18 protein-coding genes and 2 pseudogenes are annotated in these 19033 nt (G+C 70.0%); 3 read left to right on the top strand and 17 right to left on the bottom strand.

The window, feature by feature from the left end; all coding sequences use genetic code 11:
• Positions 1–27: 27 nt before the first annotated feature.
• Positions 28–1440 carry an ATP-dependent DNA helicase gene (locus WFG93_RS01960; RefSeq protein WP_336644635.1) on the bottom strand — a complete coding sequence of 471 codons (1413 nt, stop codon included), beginning with the start codon at positions 1438–1440 and terminating at the stop codon, positions 28–30.
• Positions 1441–1509: 69 nt separating this feature from the next.
• Between WFG93_RS01960 and WFG93_RS01965 the strand changes: the two genes are divergently transcribed.
• Entirely contained in the window at positions 1510–2610 is a 1101-nt protein-coding gene (locus tag WFG93_RS01965) for a hypothetical protein (protein WP_336644636.1), read from the top strand.
• A gap of 2 nt (positions 2611–2612) precedes the next feature.
• On the opposite strand, the gene WFG93_RS01970 is transcribed toward WFG93_RS01965, so the two are convergent.
• The 7 genes and pseudogenes from WFG93_RS01970 to rpmB all read right to left on the bottom strand — a co-directional run bounded on the left by WFG93_RS01970 (position 2613) and on the right by rpmB (position 7099).
• A complete protein-coding gene (locus WFG93_RS01970) occupies positions 2613–4634 on the bottom strand; it encodes a cytochrome c oxidase assembly protein (protein WP_336644637.1) in 2022 nt (673 codons plus the stop codon).
• A gap of 71 nt (positions 4635–4705) precedes the next feature.
• A complete protein-coding gene (locus tag WFG93_RS01975; RefSeq protein WP_336644638.1) occupies positions 4706–4993 on the bottom strand; it encodes an HU family DNA-binding protein in 288 nt (95 codons plus the stop codon).
• A 301-nt stretch (positions 4994–5294) separates the two neighbouring features.
• Entirely contained in the window at positions 5295–5864 is a 570-nt protein-coding gene (locus tag WFG93_RS01980; RefSeq protein ID WP_336644639.1) for an endonuclease domain-containing protein, read from the bottom strand.
• Between the two features lie 135 nt (positions 5865–5999).
• A pseudogene (locus tag WFG93_RS13970) lies at positions 6000–6119 on the bottom strand (type IV toxin-antitoxin system AbiEi family antitoxin domain-containing protein); the annotation flags it as partial.
• A 265-nt stretch (positions 6120–6384) separates the two neighbouring features.
• Positions 6385–6690, bottom strand: a complete 306-nt coding sequence (gene rpsN / locus WFG93_RS01985) for a 30S ribosomal protein S14 (RefSeq protein ID WP_336644640.1) — start codon at positions 6688–6690, stop codon at positions 6385–6387.
• 2 nt (positions 6691–6692) lie between these two features.
• Complete coding sequence (rpmG, locus tag WFG93_RS01990) at positions 6693–6863, bottom strand: 50S ribosomal protein L33 (protein ID WP_045250846.1); 171 nt, start codon at positions 6861–6863, stop codon at positions 6693–6695.
• Positions 6863–7099 (bottom strand): 50S ribosomal protein L28, encoded by a 237-nt coding sequence (rpmB, locus tag WFG93_RS01995; protein WP_336644641.1) that lies wholly within the window; start codon positions 7097–7099, stop codon positions 6863–6865. The genes rpmG and rpmB overlap by 1 nt, the downstream gene beginning before the upstream one ends.
• Positions 7100–7439: 340 nt before the next feature.
• Between rpmB and WFG93_RS02000 the strand changes: the two genes are divergently transcribed.
• Both WFG93_RS02000 and WFG93_RS02005 read left to right on the top strand, forming a co-directional pair.
• Entirely contained in the window at positions 7440–8648 is a 1209-nt protein-coding gene (locus tag WFG93_RS02000) for a Gfo/Idh/MocA family protein (RefSeq protein ID WP_336644642.1), read from the top strand.
• Between the two features lie 16 nt (positions 8649–8664).
• On the top strand, positions 8665–9693 hold the full coding sequence (locus WFG93_RS02005; protein WP_336644643.1) for a LacI family DNA-binding transcriptional regulator: 1029 nt from the start codon (positions 8665–8667) through the stop codon (positions 9691–9693).
• A 34-nt stretch (positions 9694–9727) separates the two neighbouring features.
• On the opposite strand, the gene WFG93_RS02010 is transcribed toward WFG93_RS02005, so the two are convergent.
• From WFG93_RS02010 to WFG93_RS02050, 9 genes and pseudogenes are all read right to left on the bottom strand, one after another.
• A complete protein-coding gene (locus WFG93_RS02010; RefSeq protein ID WP_336644644.1) occupies positions 9728–10417 on the bottom strand; it encodes a DNA-3-methyladenine glycosylase in 690 nt (229 codons plus the stop codon).
• Positions 10414–12018, bottom strand: a complete 1605-nt coding sequence (locus WFG93_RS02015) for a hypothetical protein (RefSeq protein ID WP_336644645.1) — start codon at positions 12016–12018, stop codon at positions 10414–10416. The genes WFG93_RS02010 and WFG93_RS02015 overlap by 4 nt, the downstream gene beginning before the upstream one ends.
• Positions 12008–12796 carry a TIGR03943 family putative permease subunit gene (locus WFG93_RS02020; protein ID WP_336644646.1) on the bottom strand — a complete coding sequence of 263 codons (789 nt, stop codon included), beginning with the start codon at positions 12794–12796 and terminating at the stop codon, positions 12008–12010. The genes WFG93_RS02015 and WFG93_RS02020 overlap by 11 nt, the downstream gene beginning before the upstream one ends.
• Positions 12789–13766, bottom strand: a complete 978-nt coding sequence (locus WFG93_RS02025; protein ID WP_442928226.1) for a permease — start codon at positions 13764–13766, stop codon at positions 12789–12791. Before WFG93_RS02025 ends, WFG93_RS02020 begins: the two co-directional genes overlap by 8 nt.
• Positions 13767–13963: 197 nt before the next feature.
• Positions 13964–14362 (bottom strand): annotated as a pseudogene (locus WFG93_RS02030) (Fur family transcriptional regulator); the annotation flags it as partial.
• Positions 14363–14415: 53 nt separating this feature from the next.
• Positions 14416–15270 carry a metal ABC transporter permease gene (locus WFG93_RS02035; protein WP_336644647.1) on the bottom strand — a complete coding sequence of 285 codons (855 nt, stop codon included), beginning with the start codon at positions 15268–15270 and terminating at the stop codon, positions 14416–14418.
• Positions 15267–16088 (bottom strand): metal ABC transporter ATP-binding protein, encoded by an 822-nt coding sequence (locus WFG93_RS02040; protein WP_336644648.1) that lies wholly within the window; start codon positions 16086–16088, stop codon positions 15267–15269. The genes WFG93_RS02035 and WFG93_RS02040 overlap by 4 nt, the downstream gene beginning before the upstream one ends.
• Before the next feature lie 71 nt (positions 16089–16159).
• On the bottom strand, positions 16160–17146 hold the full coding sequence (locus WFG93_RS02045) for a metal ABC transporter solute-binding protein, Zn/Mn family (protein WP_336644649.1): 987 nt from the start codon (positions 17144–17146) through the stop codon (positions 16160–16162).
• A gap of 200 nt (positions 17147–17346) precedes the next feature.
• Positions 17347–19020, bottom strand: coding sequence for a glycoside hydrolase family 13 protein (locus WFG93_RS02050; RefSeq protein ID WP_336644650.1), 1674 nt, complete (start codon positions 19018–19020; stop codon positions 17347–17349).
• Positions 19021–19033: the final 13 nt, after the last annotated feature.

The raw sequence follows: 19033 nt of genomic DNA on the forward strand, positions 1-19033 counted from the left end.
AGGGTGCGGATGCTGAAAGGCCGCCGGTCATGGCATCCGCTGCGCCTTCTCGACCTTCTCGGCCTGCTTGGCCTCCCATGCCTCGCGCATGAACCGGCGCACGTCCTCGTCGACGCGGATGTCGCTCGGCCGCAGCGGGCGGGACAGGTACAGCCCGTCGAGCGAGGTCAGTCGCGACAGGGCCACGTAGGTCTGACCCGGTGCGAACGCACCCGAGCCGAGGTCGACGACGGCCCGGTCGTACGTCTTGCCCTGCGACTTGTGGATCGTCACGGCCCATGCCAGGCGCAGCGGGAACTGCGTGAACTCGGCGGCGACCTCGCGGCTGAGGGTCTTCGTGCCGGGGTTGTATGCGTAGCGGAACCTCTCCCAGACGGCGGGTTCGACGTCGAACTCGTCGCCGTCGACCTCGACGCGCACCGTACCGCCGAGGATGCGGGTCACCGTTCCGATCGATCCGTTCACCCACCGCGGCGGCTCACCGGGAAGGGCGGTGTCATTGCGCAGGAACATCACCTGCGCCCCGACTTTGAGCTTCAGCTCGGCGTCGGCCGGGTAGTTCGCCTCACCGCGGCCGAAGTCGCCGGAGACCTCGGCGTGCGCGGTCTGCTCGCGCCCGGGCAGGGCCGCCAGGTGCCGCCTGTTGATGCTGTTGACGATGTCGTTGCGCGTCGCGAGCGTGATGATCGGCACCTCGCCCAGCTCGGGTTCCGGGGGCGTGCGCGCGCCGCGTTCGTTGAGGATGCCGGCGATCTCGGCGGTCACCCGCCCGTAGCGCACGGCGTTCAGCATCGCCTTGAAGCCGTCGTCGGACTGGCGGTGGATGTGCACCAGCTCGTGCACATGCAGCCGGGCGCCGTGGACGCCGAGATCGAGCGCTACCTCTTCAGGATGGGTCCCTGAGCCTGTCGAAGGGCGCCCGCCGGTCCACACCTTCGCGTCGAAGAACCAGAACGAGCGGTAGTGGTCCTGGATGTAGCGCAGCTCGTCGCCGCGGGGCGGCACGGGCGCGAGCTGGTACGGGTCGCCGAACATCACCACCTGCACACCCCCGAACGGGATGCCGCGCTTCCCGCGCGCCTGGCGCAGGGACCGGTCGATGGCATCCATGAGATCGGCGTTGACCATCGAGATCTCGTCGATGACGAGCGTCTCGATGGCATTGAGGATGCGCCGGGTAGCATCCGACTGCTCGATCTCGCTCTCCGCGATCAGCCCGATCGGCAGGCGGAACAGCGAGTGGATCGTCTGGCCCTCGACGTTGAGCGCGGCGACGCCGGTGGGCGCGCAGATCGCGATCTGCTTCTCGGTGTTCCACGCGAAATGCTGCAGCAGCGTCGATTTCCCCGTTCCGGCGCGGCCGGTGATGAAGACGTGCTCGTCGGTGTCCTCGATGAGTCGGAACAGCGCCTGCTGTTCTTCGGAGAGCGACACGGACACGCCCCCTATGTTAAGTCCCCGTGTCGCGCCCTCGGCTTCGTCCCAGTGCTGCTCTCTAGACTGAGCGCCATGATGCAGGGGCGGGTGTCACGGGGGCGAGCGAGCCCGCGCGCCCGGTCGCGGCTGCGCGCCGACCTCACGCTGCTGGCATTCATCGGGGTGCTGCTGTTCACGGCCATCGCCGCCGGCGGCATGTCGCTGTATCAGCAGTTCTACAGCCCCTCGGCTTTCGTGCAGCGCTACCTCGACCTGCTGGCCACGGGCCGCTCGGGCGAGGCGCTGAAGGTGCCGGGTGTCTCGCTCGATCTCGCCGTGCTGCAGGATGCGGGCATCGACCCGGGGGCCTCGGAGGCACTGCTGCGCCGCGCCGCCCTGGCACCGCTGAGCGACGTGAAGGTCACCGCCGAGAAGCAGGACGGCGAGGTGCATGAGATCACGGTCGGCTACCGGGCTGCCGGGGTGAAGGGGTCGTCCACCTTCCGCATAGCGCAGGACGGCTGGGTGGGCGTCACGCCCAACTGGCGCTTCACCCGCAGCCCGCTGGCGGAGATCGAGCTGACCGTGCTCGGTTCGGACGTGTTCGCGGTGAACGGCTTCACGGTGGATCGGCGGCAGGTCTCGGTCGATGGCGCAGAGGCCGCACCGCTGGATCCACTGCACCTGCTCGTGTTCACGCCGGGGGTGTACTCGGTCACGGTCGATACGGCGATCTCGGCCACGCGGGGGGTCAGCGTGCTCGCCGACACCGCGCTGGCGCGGACCCCGATCGAGGTGCAGGCCGAGCCGACCGATAAGTTCGTCAAGGTGGTGCAAGAGCAGGTCGAGAACTTCCTCACCGAGTGCGCGACGCAGGAGGTGCTGCAGCCCACGCGCTGCCCGTTCGGGCTGCAGGTGCACAACCGGCTCGCGCCGGACACGGTGCCGAAGTGGTCGATCATCCGCCAGCCGACGATCGCCGTCGTGCCGGACGGCGCGGACTGGGCGGTGCCCGCGACCGAGGCGGTCGCCCACATCGAGGTGCAGATCCAGTCGCTCTTCGACGGCTCGGTGCGCACGGTCTCCGAAGACGTCCCGTTCCGTGTGAACGGCACGATCACCGTGCTGCCGGACGGCTCGGTGTCGATCCGGGTGGGATCGCCGGAGGGCGAGGGCTCCGCCGTCGAGGGCTGAACTCAGGCTCGTTCGCGGTCGCGCTCGGCAAGCCGGGCGAGCTGGGCGTTGTACTCCTCCAGCTCGGCGTCGCCGGTGCGGTCGGCGTGCCGGTCACGGCGCCGCTGCAGCCGGTCATCCGACCGCGACCACTGGATGGCGACCGTGATCGCCAGGATCAGCGTGGGGATCTCGCCCACCGACCACGCGATGCCGCCGCCGATGTACTGATCCTCCAGCGGGGTGGGGCCCCACGTGCGGCCCATCGACCCGAACCACTCGGCGACGAACAGGCCCTCCTGCATCATGATCGCCATGCCGAAGAAGGCGTGCGTGGCCATCACGGCGATGAGCGTGATCAGCCGGCCCGCGTACGGCAGGCGGTACGGGATGGGATCGACCCCGATCAGGGTCATCGCGAACAGGTACCCCGAGATGAGGAAGTGGATGATCATCCACTCATGGCCGAGATGGTCGTACATCGCCCAGCGCACCAGGTCGGTGAAGTAGAACGCCCACAGCGAGAGAGCGAAGATCCCGGCGGCGACGAACGGGTGGGTGATGAAGCGCGAGTAGGGCGAATGCACCGCCCACAGGATCCACTCGCGCCCGCCGCGGGTGCCGTCGTCGCGCTTTCGGATGCTGCGCAGCGCGAGCGTGATGGGCGCACCGGCGACCAGCAGCACGGGGATCGCCATGCTCAGCAGCATGTGCCCGGCCATGTGCACGCTGAACAGGTACTCCTGGTACTCGTTGATGGGTCCGCAGGTTACCCAGACCAGCAGCAGCAGGCCCGACATCCAGAAGATCGTGCGGTGCACCGGCCACGAGTCGCCACGGCGGCGCAGCCGCAGGATGCCGGCGATGTACAGGAACACGCCGAAGGCCGCCGCGACGATCCACAGCACGTCGATGTCGTACGAGCTGAACCAGCGGTCGAGGGTGAGCTCGGGCGGCAGCGGCACACGGGTGAGGCGCTGCGCCGGTGTCTGCACGGCCGGCGCCTCCTCCCCCTGCGGCGGCGGCGTGCGCGCGAGCGCGGCCGCCGCGCCGGAGGCGAGGCCCATGAGCACGAGCTCTCCGAGGATGAGGGTCCAGAACGAACGGCGCTGGCGCGGGCCGTCGAGGTGCGGGATGAGGCGGCGGCGGTACCAGGCACCGAACGCGCCCAGTGCGAGCAGGGCGATCGTCTTGCCGATCACGATCAGCCCGTAGGGCGAGAGCAGCTCGCTCCACTCCCCCAGGGCGACGACGGTGCGCGCCACCCCCGAGAACGCGACGACGGCGAACGCGGCGAGCGCGAGGGAGGAGTAGCGCGAGACCAGCAGAGGCACGTCGACGCCGGCATCCCGTGCCTTCTTGTCCCGACCCCTGCCGCGGGCGACGCCGCCCGCGCGGGTGTCGAGGTGGCGCAGCAGCACGAGCAGCATCAGCCCGCCGATCCACACCGCGGCGCCGATCGTGTGCAGCAGGATCGCGTTGACCGCGACGGTGTGACCGGCGACGTCGCCCGAGTGCCCCTGCGTGGCCATCGGCAGGAAGGCCGCGGCCGCGAGGACGGCGGTGAGCATGGTGCCGGTCCACGAGCGCCAGCCGAACAGCAGCAGCGTGACCACGGCGCCCATCAGGGTGGTGATCAGCCACGCCTGGCCGAGCGGCAGCTCGAGCAGGAAGCGGCCGAACTGCTCACCGAACGAGCGATCGGCCGTCAGCTTCGGATTGAACGCCGCCATGAAGGTGAGGAAGGCGGTGAGACCCGAGCCGATCGTGAAGACGGCGGCGCCGACGGATGCCGTGTCGACGGCAGTCTCGAAGGGGCGTGTTCCCGCGCGCAGGCCGAAGAGCGCCAGCACGAGCGAGCCGAGCATGGCGGCCGCTGCGAGATTGGTGACGAGCTTGACGACCGGCAGGCCCCACATGACGATCGGGCCCGGATCGAGCAGCTTGGGCGGCACGGCTCCGCCGCCCACCACGAGCGCTGCGATGAGCCCGACGACCGCGCCGACGACGAGCGTCGCCAGGCCGGCGAGACGGTACGGATTCACCCTTCCAGCCTACGGCGGATACGACGGAAGGCCGCCCCCGGAGGGACGGCCTTCACGTGCGGCGAGCGGTCTTACTTGACGGCTGCCTTCAGCTTGGAGCCAGCGGTGACCTTGACGCGCTTGCCGGCCGGGATCTTGATCTCGGCGCCGGTCTGGGGGTTGCGGCCGGTGCGGGCGGCGGTGTCGACCTGCTCGAACGCGATCCAGCCCGGGATCGAGACCTTGCTGCCCTTGGCAACGGCATCCGAGACCGAGGTGAACAGCGAGTCGAGAACGCGCGAGACGGTGGCCTGGCTCTCGCCGGTGGCCGAAGCGATGCTCGCGACGAGCTCGGTCTTGGTGATGGACTTGTCAGCCATGTCACTCCTCCAGCGACGAAGGTCCGTCGCATCGTGTTGATTTCGAGGGAGACCCTCGTCGGTCGATCGACCGCCTTGAACATACCAACCCCGACCGGTGATTCCGCGTCATTTCGCGGGTTTCGGGCTGATTTCCGGTGACTTCCAGTCACTTCAGCCACTCCAGTCACAGATTTGCAGTGCTCGCGGCATCGAGCGCGAGGCGGCGCCGCCTGCTCGGGAGGACTTCTCACCGTCGGGCGGGCATTCGGGCAGGAAGCCTCCTCCCTCCGGCAGTTCTCCTCCCCAACCGGGCTAGGAGTCATGCGGCCAGGTGCAGGCGCTGCGCGATGGCGGCGATGATGAGGGCGTGCACCTCGGGCCACCGATCCATCAGCTGCGTGTAACTGATCCGGATGACGTGATAACCGTGCAGTTTCAGCAGCGCGTCGTGGGCGATGTCCTGGGACCGCTGCTCATCCACGTGGTGCCCGCCGTCGATCTGCACGACCAGTCGCTCTCCGATCAGGAAGTCGACGCGATGGCCGAGCAGCCACACCTGCGGTGTGATGGGCAGACCCAGCCAGCGCAGTCTGGTGCGGAAGATGCTCTCGGTGCCTGCGTCAGCGAAGGGAGTGGCCTGCTCAAGCATCTCCCTTGCGTGCGGTGGAAGAGGTGCACGTCCGAGGACGACGGGATCGACGAGCGACTTCTTGAGGGCAGACTCCCACAGCGCGAGCGCTGTTTCGAACGGCTGGCATCGTGCGGCGATCACGAGAGCGTTCTCGAGAGAGTCCTCGCATGAATCCGGATGCCGCGGGAACAGCGGCCTGTTCCAATGGATGACACCCTTCGAAACGGCGGCATGACCGGAGTGGGACGGTGCGGCCACGTGCGGTTTGGAGGCATCGAGCACCCAGAGTCCGCGCCGTTCCGCCAGCGTGATGCAGCTGAGAACCACTCCGCGTCTCGCTGCGGCAACCAGCATCCGATCGGCGTTGCAAAGAGCAACCCATCCTCGCCTGACCGAGAAGATCAGCCCACTCTCCCGAGCCCGCCTGAGCTGATGGGCCGACACACCCAGGCGCCGAAGCGTCTCGATGCGGGCGACTCCGTCGGTCTGCTGCAGCGCCTGAAGGACTTCCATCCCTCGAGCGTGCCGCGCCGGGGAGGCCGGCGATGCGCCGGAGACGCTCTGCGTGCACAAGTACGCAGGCCGCACCGCTGTGCAGGACGAACGCTCGGGAGGAGAACCCTGTCAGGGGAGGACCGCTGTGCAGCGAGGATCCTCCCCTGCCTGCGTTCTCCGACGGAACGCGAGTGCGGCGCGCCCGACCGTAGGGGCAGCGCACGTGCGGGGGACGCAGAAAGGGGCGAGGATCCGAAGATCCTCGCCCCTTCTCAGCGGATGCTTACCAGCTCGACTTGGTGATGCCGGGCAGCTCGCCACGGTGCGCCATGTCACGGAAGCGGACACGCGAGATGCCGAACTTCGTGAGCACACCGCGGGGGCGGCCGTCGATGGCGTCACGCGAACGCACGCGCACCGGCGACGCGTTGCGCGGCAGCTTCTGCAGGCCGACACGAGCGGCCTCGCGGGCCTCGTCGGTGGCGTTCGGGTCGACCAGGGTCTTCTTCAGCTCGGCGCGACGCTCGGCGTAGCGGGCGACGACGTCCTTGCGCTGCTCGTTGCGAGCGATCTTGCTCTTCTTCGCCATGATTAACGCTCCTCGCGGAATTCGACGTGCTTGCGAACGACCGGGTCGTACTTCTTCAGCACGAGGCGGTCCGGGGTGTTGCGGCGGTTCTTCTTGGTCACGTAGGTGTAACCGGTGCCCGCCGTCGAGCGCAGCTTGATGATCGGACGGATGTCCTGAGCCTTCTTGGCCATTAGAGCTTCACACCCTTCCCCTGGAGGTCCGCGACAACCCTCTCGATGCCGCGCGCGTCGATCACCTTGATGCCCTTGGCGGACACGTTCAGGGTGACCTTACGACCGAGCGAGGGCACGTAGTAGGTCTTCTTCTGCACGTTCGGGTCGAAGCGGCGCTTCGTCCGGCGGTGCGAGTGCGAGATGTTGTGACCGAAGCCGGGAACAGCTCCGGTCACCTGGCACACTGCTGCCATGTGATGACTCCTTCATTACCGTGAGGCCGGACGGCCTCACCCAAGATCCCTTGTCTGCACCCCCATCGGCAGGCTCGACGAGCCGGACGAATGGTGAGGGGGTACGAACTGCGCACAGGAGAGCGCGCAGACAAGGAGTCAGTTTAGCACGGACGGCGCTCTCCTGCCCGACCGCCCCGGGAGAAGTCGAATGACGGGATGCGCGCGGCGGCGTTTCGTGTTAGTCTACCCGCGTAGACCCACTGGGGAAGCAGGGATCCCGAAACCCTACTGAGGGGCAAGGTTTCGGGGTCCCTGGTCCCAGTTGACACCCGTTAACAGCGGATGGAAGACTGCGCATATGGCGTTCAGCATGGGGCTCGTCGGCGCGGGCCAGTTCGCAGGCCAGTTCGCCACCCTCTTCCACCATCATCCGGGCGTCTCCGCTGTCCACGTCACGGATGTGGTGCCCGCACGCGCTTCTGACCTCGCGGCATCCGCCGGTCTCGCCGGAACTTTTGACACGTTCGACGAGATGCTGGCGTCGCCGTCGATCGACGCCGTCGCGATCTTCACTCAGCGCTGGACCCACGGGCCCCTCGTGGTCAAAGCGCTGCGCGCCGGGAAGCACGTCTACTCGGCCGTGCCCATGGCGGTCTCGGTCGAGGAGATCGCGGCGATCATCGACGCCGTCCGCGAGACCGGCCTGACGTACATGATGGGCGAGACCAGCTACTACAACCCCGCCACGGTCTTCGCGCGGCAGAAGCTCGCCGCCGGGGAGTTCGGCCGCGTCTTCTACGGCGAGGGCGACTACGTGCACGACATGGACCTCGGCTTCTACGAGGCTTACCAGTACTCCGGCGGCGAGCGGTGGAAGAGCACAGCCAGCTACCCGCCGCTGCTGTACCCCACGCATTCCATCGGCGGCGTGCTCGGCGCCTGGCCCACGCACGCGGTCGCCGTGTCGGCGATCGGGGTGAGCGACCAGCGCGGCGACGGGGTCTTCGACCGGCAGGTCAGCCAGTTCGACAACGACTTCTCCAACGCCACCGCCCTGTTCGAGGTCGCCGGCGGCGGGTCCATGCGCATCAACGAATTCCGGCGGGTGGGCTACCCCTCCCATCTGCGCGAATCCCGCTTCCGCTGGTTCGGCACCGAGGGGTCGTTCGAGCAGCTCGCGCGCACGACGGTGTGGCAGACGCGGGAGGGCTACGAGGACATCTCGCACCTGATCGACACGCACGCCACGGCATCCGTGGACGATCCGGCGCTCGCCCACGTCGCTCCGGCGCTGCGCGATGCCTTCGTCTCGGGCTACGCCGAGATCCACGCGCACGACCGCGCCCGCATCCCCGAAGAGCTGCAGGGGCTGCACAACGGCCACGAAGGCAGCCATCACTTCCTCGTCGACGATTTCGTGCGCGCCGTCCAGACCCGGACCCTTCCCCCGGTGAACGCGTGGCAGGCGGCGCGCTTCACCCTGCCCGGCGTGATCGCCCATGAGTCCGCACGGCGTGGAGGCGAGCGGCTTATGATTCCCGATATGGGACAACCGAATGCACGCTGACCGCCGACCGCGGTCAGTGACCCGGGCCGACGTCGCCCGATACGCCGGCGTCAGCACGGCCGTCGTCAGCTATGTGCTCAACGACGGGCCGAAGGCCGTCGCGCCCCTCACCCGCGAGCGCGTGCTCGACGCGGTGCGTGTGCTCGGCTATCGCCCCAACGCGGCGGCGCGCGCGCTGTCGATGGGCACGGCCGACATGTTCGGCCTGCTCGTGCACGACAACCGCAGCCCGTTCTTCGCGGAGCTCTGCCACATGCTCGATCAGGCGAGCGCAGACAAGGGCCGGTCGCTGCTCATCGTCAACTCCGACCGCGAGCAGGTGGCCACCTCCGAGCAGATCCGCGACATCGTCTCGCGGCAGATCAGCGGCTTGATCATCGCCGATGTGCTGACGGCCCGCGAGCAGACGCTGGTCGAGGCGCTCGGCATCCCGACCGTCGTGATCGGCCAGTTCGGCGAGACCGACGGCATGTACAGCGTCGGAGTGGACTTCGCGCTCGGCGCACACGAGGCGACCGATCACCTCATCGGTCACGGCTACGGCGAGATCGCGTTCGTGGGAAGCGCAGCGCGCTACGACGAGCGCGAGCGCGGCTGGCGCGAGGCGCTGAGCGCGGCGGGGCTGCCGCTGGGTCCGCTCGTGCACGTGCCGTTCACGTATCAGGGCGGCTACGACGGCGCAGTGCACCTGACCGAGCTGCCGCACCTGCCGCGCGCGGTGCTGGCCGCCTCGGACCAGATCGCGATCGGCATGCTCGCCGCCTTCGGCGAGCGCGGCATCCGCGTGCCCGAGGACATCGCGATCGTGTCGTTCGACGGCACGGCGTCGGCGGACTTCGTGTGGCCGCGCCTGACCACGGCGGTGCAGCCGCTCGCGGAGATGGCCGATACGGCGGTGCGGATCCTGCTGGGCGGTCGCGATCAGCCCGGGCACTGCGCGTTCACCACACGCTTGCGCATCCGGGAGTCGTGCGGATGCCGTGCGGTGCATGACAGCGCGGACGTCGACAGCCACCCGGATGCCGACGCGGCCTCCCCCTCCTGAGCGGCGGCTCAGCGCTTCAGCCCTCGACCGCAGTTCAGCGCTCGACCGCAGTTCCGCCGTCCAGCGCGGCCTGCTGCGCTCCCCGCCCCCACCGGAACGGCGAGACCGTCGGGTCGCCGGTGATCCAGAACCGCCAGGGGAACGCCATCGTGCCGGCGACGCCCGCCACGCCGACCCTCGGGCCCGCCGACACGTCCGGCACCGGCTCCCCCCAGCTCAGTGTGGCGGTGGCGCCGTTCATCTCCGCGCCCGTGACGAAGTCGATGCCGTCGTGCAGGGCGTGGCGCAGGCCCAGCGCCTGTCCGAGGCGTCCGGGCCCGCGGGCGAGGTCGCGCCGCGCGGTTCGAGTCAGGGGCGTTGCGACGCCGCGACGGGCGGCGACGGCATCCATTCCCGCGGTCACTTCACCGGCGCGCAGCAGCACCCCGCCCGCCGTGCCGTCGGGCCCGCACACCACGTTCACGCAGGAGTGGATGCCGTGGCTGAGGTAGACGTACAGGTGGCCAGGCTCGCCCCACATGGTCGCGTTGCGGGCCGTCGGTCCCATCCGCGCGTGCGAGCCCGGATCGGGCATCGTGCCGGTGCCGCGTCCGTGATAGGCCTCGACCTCCGTGATGCGCAGTGCCGTCTCCATCCCGTCGACGACGGTGCGCAGCTCGGCGCCCAGCAGCCGCGGCGCCACCTCGAGCGGCAGATCGAGCAGATCGGAACGCGCGACGCTCACGGCAGCGGAGCCGTTCGGCACCAGGAGATGTCGAAGCCGTTCAGCGTGGGCAGGGTGCGATCGCCGACGAGGTCGATGAGCTCGGTGTGCATGGTCGTGGGCAGTGGCAGCAGCAGATCGTCGTACGCGTTGTTCGCGAGATCGGGCGCCGTGGTCACCGCCACGTACTGTCCGCTCGGCGAGGCGCAGGTCTGCAGGATCGAGTCGGTCCCGCTCACCTCGGCGATCACAGCGGCGGCGCCCTGCTCGTCCACGCGCACGACGGCCTGACCGGTGGGCATCCCCTCCTCGTCACGCTGCACGATATGGCGCAGGGTTCCCACAGGGAGGGCCTCGATCCCCACCGCGTCACCGTAGTCGGGGTCGGACGGCGGCAGCGGCTGCTCGGTGCCGTCGGTGAGATCGAGCACGATGAAGCTGCCGTCGGCTCGCTCGACGAGCGCGGTGTAGGTGCCGCGATTCACGCCGAGGATGCTGGCCGCCGTGCCCATGGGCTGCGCGCCGGCGTCGGTGGTCGGGTCCTCGACGCTGAGCGCGCCGTCGAAGTCGATGAACAGCAGCGACGAGGAGTCCGGCACGAAGCGCCAGTCGGCCACGCTCACCTCAGCATCGCCCACCGTTGCGATGCGCGGTTCGCCGGCCCCGCTCAGCGGCTGGGTGACGAGCACACTCGCCCGTCCGGAGGTCTCGTCGAGGTCGCGGTCGGAGTAGCTGTACCCGACCAGGCCGGCGCGGTCGGACACCTGCACCGATGACACATAGCCCTCGCCGGGCAGTTTCAGCTCACGCTGATCCGAGCCGTCGCGGTTCATCACGATCAGCCGCGAACCGGCGTCCTCCTCGACGGCGACGACAAGTCGCGAGCCGGTCGCGCGGTAGTCGCTGATGCGAGGATGCTGGAAGACAGGCGCGGCCTTCTCGCCGCTGAGATCGGACAGGAAGATCGTGTCGTCGCCATCGGCGTCGCGCTGCAGCAGCATGATCTGCGAGGCCGGCGTCGTGAAGCGAGTGGTGAGGGCGGTGGGCTCGCCGCCGCCGGCAGCCGAGACGCCGGCCACCGAGACGGTGTAGGTCGTCTCGTCGTGCAGCGGCACGGTGAAGCGGACCCCGATGCTGCGCCCGGCGGCATCGACCGTGAACGGCACCGCGGGCTGCACGCTGACCTGTTCGGCGTCGATCGGATCGAGCGTCTGGTTGGCGGTGAGGATCACCCGGGTGCCGGAGGATTCGATCGCCTGCGCGGGATCGACCTGCACGGCGCTGAGCCGCGGTCCCTGTACCAGGCTGACCACGCCGAGCACACCCGCGAGGATCGCGAGCACGCCCAGCACCGACAGCAGCGCGAGCGTGAACCGGCGGTCGGGGGCGGAGGGCGGACCGAGTTCTGGGGAGTCCGCTTCGGGGGCCGGTGCGGGCTCTGAAGAGTCCGCTTTGGGGGCCGACACGCCAGATGTCGGACGTTCCGCGGCGATCCGTCCGACATCCGGAGTGTCGGCCTCCGTTCCGTGTGCGGCGGGAGCGGATGCCGCCGGCTCGGCGGCCCGCAGCGCCCGCAGCTCTGCTCTGGTGAGCGGTCGCTCGTCGGATCCGTCAGTACTCATACGGGTCCTTCGGCTCGTCGATCCGCTTCACCGATGCGGATTCGATGCTCAGCGTGCCGTCATCCGCGGCGCGCACCGTGCCGGTGACCTGCACCCACTGCCCGGTCGGGTAGTCCGCAGCCAGGCCCTTCCCCGACACGGGCACGGAGGCCGGCTGCGCGTCGATCACGCAGTGCGAGATGACCATGCGGGTGAGGTTGACGTCGCCTTCCTTCGCCGGCGTCACGAACCCGGTGAGCGTGACCGGCGCGCCGTCGTACTTCTCGGGCCGGGTGGAGTTGGCGAAGGCGATCGACCAGTCCCCCACCCCGAACGTGGTCGTGTCGGCGATGCCCAGCTCGACGTCGTCCGCTCCCGCGAAGAGCGTCGGCGACTCGCCGGCTCGCGACAGGGCCAGCTGCGCCGAGAGCGATGCAGGCGGCAGCACGAGCCCCGCAAGCACCACCGCGGAGGCGATCACGCCGCCGGTCGCCACTGCGGCGGTCTGCAGCATCCGGCGTCGGTGCGCAGTGGCATCCGCTCCCCCCGCATCCGCAGTGTGATCGTGATCGCCTTCGGCGCCGAGCGGCAGGGTGCACGACCACACGGCGGCGATGAGGGTCACCGCGGCGGCGGCCGCAGCGAACCAGACCGCTTCCGGGCTGATGTACAGCGTGAGGCGCCCGGTCAGCGCGAGCACCAGGGTGACCACCGAGATGACCGCGGCGAGCCCCACCCCGAGCCACCGAGTCGCGAGCGCGTGCAGCCGGTGATGCCGCTGCGCAGTCGGATCAGACAAGGACGTTCACCCCGATCCCGATCACGCAGGCCGAGAGCACGACGACGCCGACCACCCCGGCCAGCACGCGGGCGGTGAAGGTGGTGCGCAGCAGGGCGAGCATCTTCACGTCGACGAGCGGACCCACCAGCAGGAAGGCGATGATCGCCCCTGACGAGAAGGTGGACGCGAACGACAGCGCGAAGAAGGCGTCGACGTTCGAGCAGATCGCGACGGTCATGGCCAGGGCGATCATCGCCACGATCGACAGCACCGGGTTTGACCCGATGGCCAGCAGCACGTCGCGCGGGATGAGCACCTGCACTGCACCGGCGAGCGCCGAGCCGATCACGAGCGCGGGCATCACGGCGCGCAGCTCGATGAGGAACTGCAGCAGGCTGCGCCGGGCCGGGCTGCCCGGCTCGTGCGCGACGTGCGCGCAGGTCTCGACGAAGCGCTCGGTGAGCAGCGCCTGCTGGTCGCGGCGCAAGCTGTGGATCCAGCCGATGAGGTTGGCGATGACGAACCCGCCCACCAACCTGGCCACGAGCACGCCGCCGTCCCAGCCGAAGGCCGCGTGCGTGGTGAGGATGACGATGGGGTTCACGATCGGTGCGGCGATGAGGAAGGTCATCGCCTCGGCCGGGGCGAGGCCGCGCATCATCAACCCGCGGGCGAAGGGCACGTTGCCGCACTCGCACACCGGCACGAACATGCCCAGCAGCGACAGCACGCCGCGCCGCGCCCACGCATTGCGCGGCAACCAGCGCTGCACGGCGTCGGCCGGCAGCCACACCTGCACGACGATCGAGAGCACCACGCCGAGGATGACCCAGGGCAGCGCCTCGATCAGCACGCTCAGGGCGAGTGTGAGGCCGTCCTGCGCGCGCTCCGGGAGCGCGCTCGGGAACAGCGCCGGCGCGAACAGGTCGATGAGCACGAGGGCCGCGAGGATCCCCCCACCGACCGCGATCGCCGTGCCGGTGGGCACGCGCCGGGGCGGATGACGATGGGCGTGCGGCAGCGAAGGCGCCTGCTCGGACGTGTGCGTGGGGGCGGAGGTCACCGCGTCGCCCCGTCAGCGCTCCCGGCGCCGGACTCGACAGCGGCGTCGGACGCAAGACCCCCGGCGGCGACGCCGGGCTCGACACCCGCGGCCGCAGCGCCGGCGGTCGCCGGGCGCCCGCCCTCGGCATCCTGCCTGTTCGCGCACGATGCACACAGCCCGAAGATGTCGACGACATGCTCGGCGTCGCGGAAGCCGTGCAGCGCCGCAGTGCGCTTGGCCCACTGCTCGACGTCCTTGCCCTCGATCTCGACAGTGAGACCGCAGGATCGGCAGATGAGGTGATGGTGGTGACCGGTGCTGCTGCACGCCCGGTAGAGCGCCTCGCCCTCGGGGCTCTGCAGCGAGTCGGCCTCACCGGATGCCGCGAGGCCCGCGAGGGCGCGGTACACCGTCGCCAACCCGATGCCGGTGTTGGCCTGGCGCAGCTCGGCGTGCAGGGACTGCGCGCTCACGAATCCGCGTGCGTCGGCGAGCGCGTCACGCACTCGCTCGCGCTGCCAGGTGTTCCGCTGAGCCATGCCTCGAGTCTAGGCCGCGACCCTGTGCGGCCGGTCAGTCCGCGGGCCCGGTCTCAGACGCGGCGGACGCGCCTGCGCAGCCGCTGCGCGATCCAGCATCCGGCGTAGATGACGAAGGAGATGGTGGTGATGTAGGGGCTCACCGGCAGGGTGCCGGCCAGCGCCAGCAGGATGCCGCCGACCGCCGCGACGAACCCGAACAGGGCCGCGAGCACCGGCACCGCGACCGGCCCCGCCGACAGGCGCATGGCCGCGGCGGCCGGCGTCACCAGCAGCGCCATCACCAGCAGAGCGCCGATGATGTGCACGCTGACCGCGACGATCAGGCCGAGCAGCACCATGAACGCCAGGCTCACCGCCCGCACCGGCACACCGCGTGCCGCGGCGGACTCCGGGTCGAGGGAGTCGAAACGCAGCGGGTTCCACATCAGCAACAGCCCGAGCAGCACGACCACGCAGATGCCGATCAGCCAGCCCAGGTCGGGATTGGAGACCGAGACGATCTGACCGGTGAGCAGGCCGAAGCGGTTGGCGGTGCGCCCCTCGACGAGCGAGAGGAACAGGATGCCCAGCCCCAGGCCGAACGGCATGAGCACGCCGACGATCGAGTTGCGATCGCGTGCGCGCGCGCCGAGCACGCCGATGAGGATCGCCGCGACCAGCGCGCCCGCCAGCGAGCCTGCGACCACGCTGCCGCCGAACAGCAGGGCCGCCGCGGCGCCGGCGAACGAGAGCTCGCTGACCCCGTGCACGGCGAAGGCGAGGTCGCGCTGCATGACGAACACGCCGATCAGTCCTCCGACGAGGCCCAGCACCGCACCCGCGATGATCGAGTTCGACAGCAGCGCGAGCAGCTCGCCGTAGTCCTGGAACGAGAAGACGTCCGACCAGTCGAGCAGCGGCCTCATGCGTGCGCCCCCGCCGCGTCGTGCCCGACCGAGTCGTCGTCGTGCGCGTGGTGCGTGCCCTGGGCATCCGGGGCACCGACGACGACGAGGCGGTCGCCCGCGCGCAGCACGAAGACCGGGGTGCCGTAGAGGTCGGTGAGCACCCTGCTCTGCAGCACCTCGTCGGGCGTGCCGAGGACGAAGCGGCCGCCGGCGATGTAGAGGATGCGATCGACCAGGCCGAGGATCGGATTGATGTCGTGCGTGACGAACAGCACCCCGGCGCCGCGATCGCGGCGCTGTCGGTCGATGATCCCGGTGATGCCGCGCTGATTGGCCAGATCGAGTCCTGACAGCGGCTCGTCGCACAGCAGCAGAGTGGGGTCGTCGGCGAGCGCCTGACCCACCCGCAGCCGCTGCTGCTCACCGCCCGAGAGCAGCCCCACCGGCCGCTCGCCGTAGTGCGCCGCGCCGACGCCGGTGAGCAGGGCGTCGATCCGCTCGCGCTCACCGCGCCGCGGAAGGGGCAGTCCGAACCGGCTGCCGCTCACGCCCAGGCCTACGAGATCGCGTGCGCGCATGCTCGTGTCGGGCGGCAGCGGGCGCTGCTGCGGCACGTAGCCGATGCGGCGGTTGCCGCGCCGGGCGGGATGCCCGTCGACCCGGATGCTGCCGCCGGAGAGCGGCTGCAGGCCCAGGATGCTGCGCAGCAGCGTCGTCTTGCCCGAACCGGAGGGCCCGAGAACGGCGAGGAACTCCCCGCGCGCGACGTCGAGATCCAGCCCTGACCACAGCTCCCGCCGGTCGCGGTGCAGGGAGGCGCCGCGGATGCTGAGCACGGGCGCCGCGGAGGAGCCGGGCTGGGCAGCGGCCGCCCGACCGGGGGGCCGCCGAGCGGGGCCGCTGCCGCTCACGCGAGGGCTGCGGCGAGGTCGGAGATCGCGGCGCGCATCCACTCAGCGTACGACTGATCGGCCTCGAGCAGCTCACTGAAGGACACGACGGGGATGCCGTCCTCTGCTGCCGCGTCCTCTATGCGAGAGGTCTCGCTGCCGCCGGTCTGCGTGGTGACCAGCACCGCCCGCACCGCCGCGTCGCCTTCGAAGAGGGAGAGCGACTCGAGCAGGATCGCCGGGGCGACCTCGTTGCCCTCTTCCACGGCGGAGGCGAAGCCGTCGGGCGCCACGTCGTCGAGGCCCGCGGCCGCCGCGAGCAGGCCGGGCAGCGGTTCGGTGATGAACACCGGAGTGCCCTCGAGCCGGGCGTGCAGGGCGTCGAGCTCGCTCTCGATGCCGTTGATCTCATCGGTGAGCTCGGCTGCGGCGGCGGAGTACGCCTGCGCTCCGTCCGGGTCGAGCTCGGTGAGCTCGCCGGCGATCTGCTCGACGACGTGCGCAACGGTGTGCGGGTCGAACCACACGTGCTCATTGGCGCCTTCCAGGTGCGAGTGCCCCTCGTGCCCGGCCCCGTCGTGCTCGTGTCCGTCGTGCTCGTGGGCCGCGCCCTCTTCGGCCTGGTCGTGCGCCTTTTCGGCATCCGCGTACGCGTGCGAGTGGTCCACTGCGGTGATGACGGCGGCATCGGAGCCCTCGAGCAGCTCGGTCATGAACGCGTCGTAGCCGCCGCCGTTCTCGATGACCAGGTCGGCCTTCTGCACCGCGAGACGATCGCGGGCGGTCGCCTCGTAGGAGTGCGGGTCCTTCTCGGGCGAGGCGATCACGCTGGTCACCTCCACCCGCTCGCCACCGATCTCGCTTGCGAGCTGACCGTACACGTTCGTCGACGCGACGACGTGCACCCTGCCGTCGTCCGCAGCCTCTCCGGCTGCCGACGAGCAGCCGGAGAGGGCGAGGACGGTGGCTGTGGCGAGCGCGAGGGCGCCGAGAGTCTTCTGCATGCCCCTAGCTTAAACGCTAATGAGAACCATTATCAACTAGGCCGCGCCGTCCCCTTCCACTCCCGCGCCACATCCGGCCTCCCCCGCACCCGCTCCCGCCTTTCGCTCCGGTATGACTTTCTGCCGCTTCGAAGCCGAACTGGCGGCAGAAAGTCATACCGGAAGCAGGGGCGGTTGCGGTGGACGGTTCGGCTCAGAGCTCAGAGGCGCAACCAGGCAGTCGCCTCCCCCGGCAGCTCACCATCGCGAAGCGGCTGGGTGGCCAGCACGACGGCATCCGCATCGCGGCCGAGCGGGAACGGCTCGGTACCGAAGTTCGAGATCACCTGCCACCCGTTGGGCCGTGCGAAGCGCAGCACGTCCGCGCGTCCGGTGTCGTGCCAGTCGAGCATCTCGTCGGTCTGCAGCCGGCGGCGCAGTCGCAGCGCCTCCCGGTACAGCGAGAGCGTGGATGCCGGGTCCGCGGCCTCCACGTCGACGGCGTACTGCGCGAACCAGCCCGGCTGCGGCAGGTGCGCACCGTTGGAGCCGAAGCCGAACGACGAGCCCTCGGCGGTCCAGGGCAGCGGCACGCGGCATCCGTCCCGGCCGAGACCGTCGAATTCCCCACCGCGGAAGAAGGCGGGGTCCTGACGCTGCGCGGGCGGGATGTCGGCGACCTCGTGCAGCCCGAGCTCCTCCCCCTGGTACAGGTAGGTACTGCCCGGCAGCGCCAGCAGCAGCATGGTCGCGGCATGCGCACGGCGCCGGCCGCGCTCGCGATCGAGCTGGTCCTCGGGACCTCCGGCGGCCACCCACTCGGTGCCCTGCTTGACGTGCCTGCCGTTCAGCGGCGGCAGCCCGTAACGGGTGGCGTGACGGGTGACGTCGTGATTCGAGAGCACCCACGTGGTCGACGAGCCGGTGGCATCCGCCTGCGCGAGATTGACGGTGATCAGCCGGCGGAACGCCGCGGCGTCGAAGTCGGCCTCCAGCAGGTCGAAGTTGAACGCCTGGCCGAGCCCTTCCGCCGACGCGTACCGGGCGCGCCGCTCCGGCGTCTGCACCCACGCCTCGGCCACCGCGGTGCGGGGCGGGTCGTACTCGTTGAAGACCCGTCGCCACTCGGCGTACACCTCGTGCACGTCGTCACGGTCGGTGATCGGATGCTGACCCGTGGTGCTGTCGATGGCCTCCAGCTCCGCCCGGCTGGGCAGCGGCTCGGTGAGGTCTTTGGTGAGCATGTGCGCCACGTCGATGCGGAAGCCGTCCACCCCGCGGTCGGACCAGAAGCGCAGCGTGGTGAGGAAGTCCGCCCGCACCTCCGGGTGGGACCAGTTGAGGTCGGGCTGCTCGACGGCGAAGTGGTGGAAGTACCACTGGCCGTCGTCGACGCGCTCCCAGGCTGGCCCGCCGAAGACCGACTCCCAGTCGGTGGGCGGCTCGCTGCCGTCGGGGCCGGTGCCGTCGCGGAAGATGTAACGCTCCCGCGCGGCCGAGCCACGGCCGTCGGCCAGCGCCTCCTGGAACCAGGCATGCCGGTTCGAGCTGTGGTTGGGGACGATGTCGATGATGACCTTGATGCCGCGCTCGTGCAGGGCGGCGACCATCGCGTCGAAGTCCGCGAGGGTGCCCAGGCGCGGGTCGACATCACGGTAGTCGTCGACGTCGTAGCCGCCATCGGCGAGTGCGGACGGGTAGAACGGGCTCAGCCATACGGCGTCGATGCCCAGCTCGGCCAGGTAGTCGACGCGGGAGAGGATGCCGGGGATGTCGCCGATGCCGTCGCCGTCGGCATCCGCGAAGCTGCGGGGATAGATCTGGTAGACGGCCGCCTGGCGCCACCAGGCTGCCTCGTCTGCGGTGTGGATGTCGACGTCGGTCGGGTCGGTCATGGATCTCCTTGTC

It is taken from the genome of Microbacterium sp. USHLN186 (assembly GCF_037145155.1).
Classification (GTDB): domain Bacteria; phylum Actinomycetota; class Actinomycetes; order Actinomycetales; family Microbacteriaceae; genus Microbacterium.

What these genes read in the sequence shown, in the direction of transcription:
- WFG93_RS02000 (WP_336644642.1), top strand. Translation starts at nt 7,440, where the DNA reads ATGGCGTTCAGCATGGGGCTCGTCGGCGCGGGCCAGTTCGCAGGCCAG.
- WFG93_RS02050 (WP_336644650.1), bottom strand. Translation starts at nt 19,020, where the DNA reads ATGACCGACCCGACCGACGTCGACATCCACACCGCAGACGAGGCAGCC.
- WFG93_RS02015 (WP_336644645.1), bottom strand. Translation starts at nt 12,018, where the DNA reads ATGAGTACTGACGGATCCGACGAGCGACCGCTCACCAGAGCAGAGCTG.
- WFG93_RS01965 (WP_336644636.1), top strand. Translation starts at nt 1,510, where the DNA reads ATGATGCAGGGGCGGGTGTCACGGGGGCGAGCGAGCCCGCGCGCCCGG.
- WFG93_RS02035 (WP_336644647.1), bottom strand. Translation starts at nt 15,270, where the DNA reads ATGAGGCCGCTGCTCGACTGGTCGGACGTCTTCTCGTTCCAGGACTAC.
- rpmB (WP_336644641.1), bottom strand. Translation starts at nt 7,099, where the DNA reads ATGGCAGCAGTGTGCCAGGTGACCGGAGCTGTTCCCGGCTTCGGTCAC.
- WFG93_RS02045 (WP_336644649.1), bottom strand. Translation starts at nt 17,146, where the DNA reads ATGCAGAAGACTCTCGGCGCCCTCGCGCTCGCCACAGCCACCGTCCTC.
- rpsN (WP_336644640.1), bottom strand. Translation starts at nt 6,690, where the DNA reads ATGGCGAAGAAGAGCAAGATCGCTCGCAACGAGCAGCGCAAGGACGTC.
- WFG93_RS01975 (WP_336644638.1), bottom strand. Translation starts at nt 4,993, where the DNA reads ATGGCTGACAAGTCCATCACCAAGACCGAGCTCGTCGCGAGCATCGCT.
- rpmG (WP_045250846.1), bottom strand. Translation starts at nt 6,863, where the DNA reads ATGGCCAAGAAGGCTCAGGACATCCGTCCGATCATCAAGCTGCGCTCG.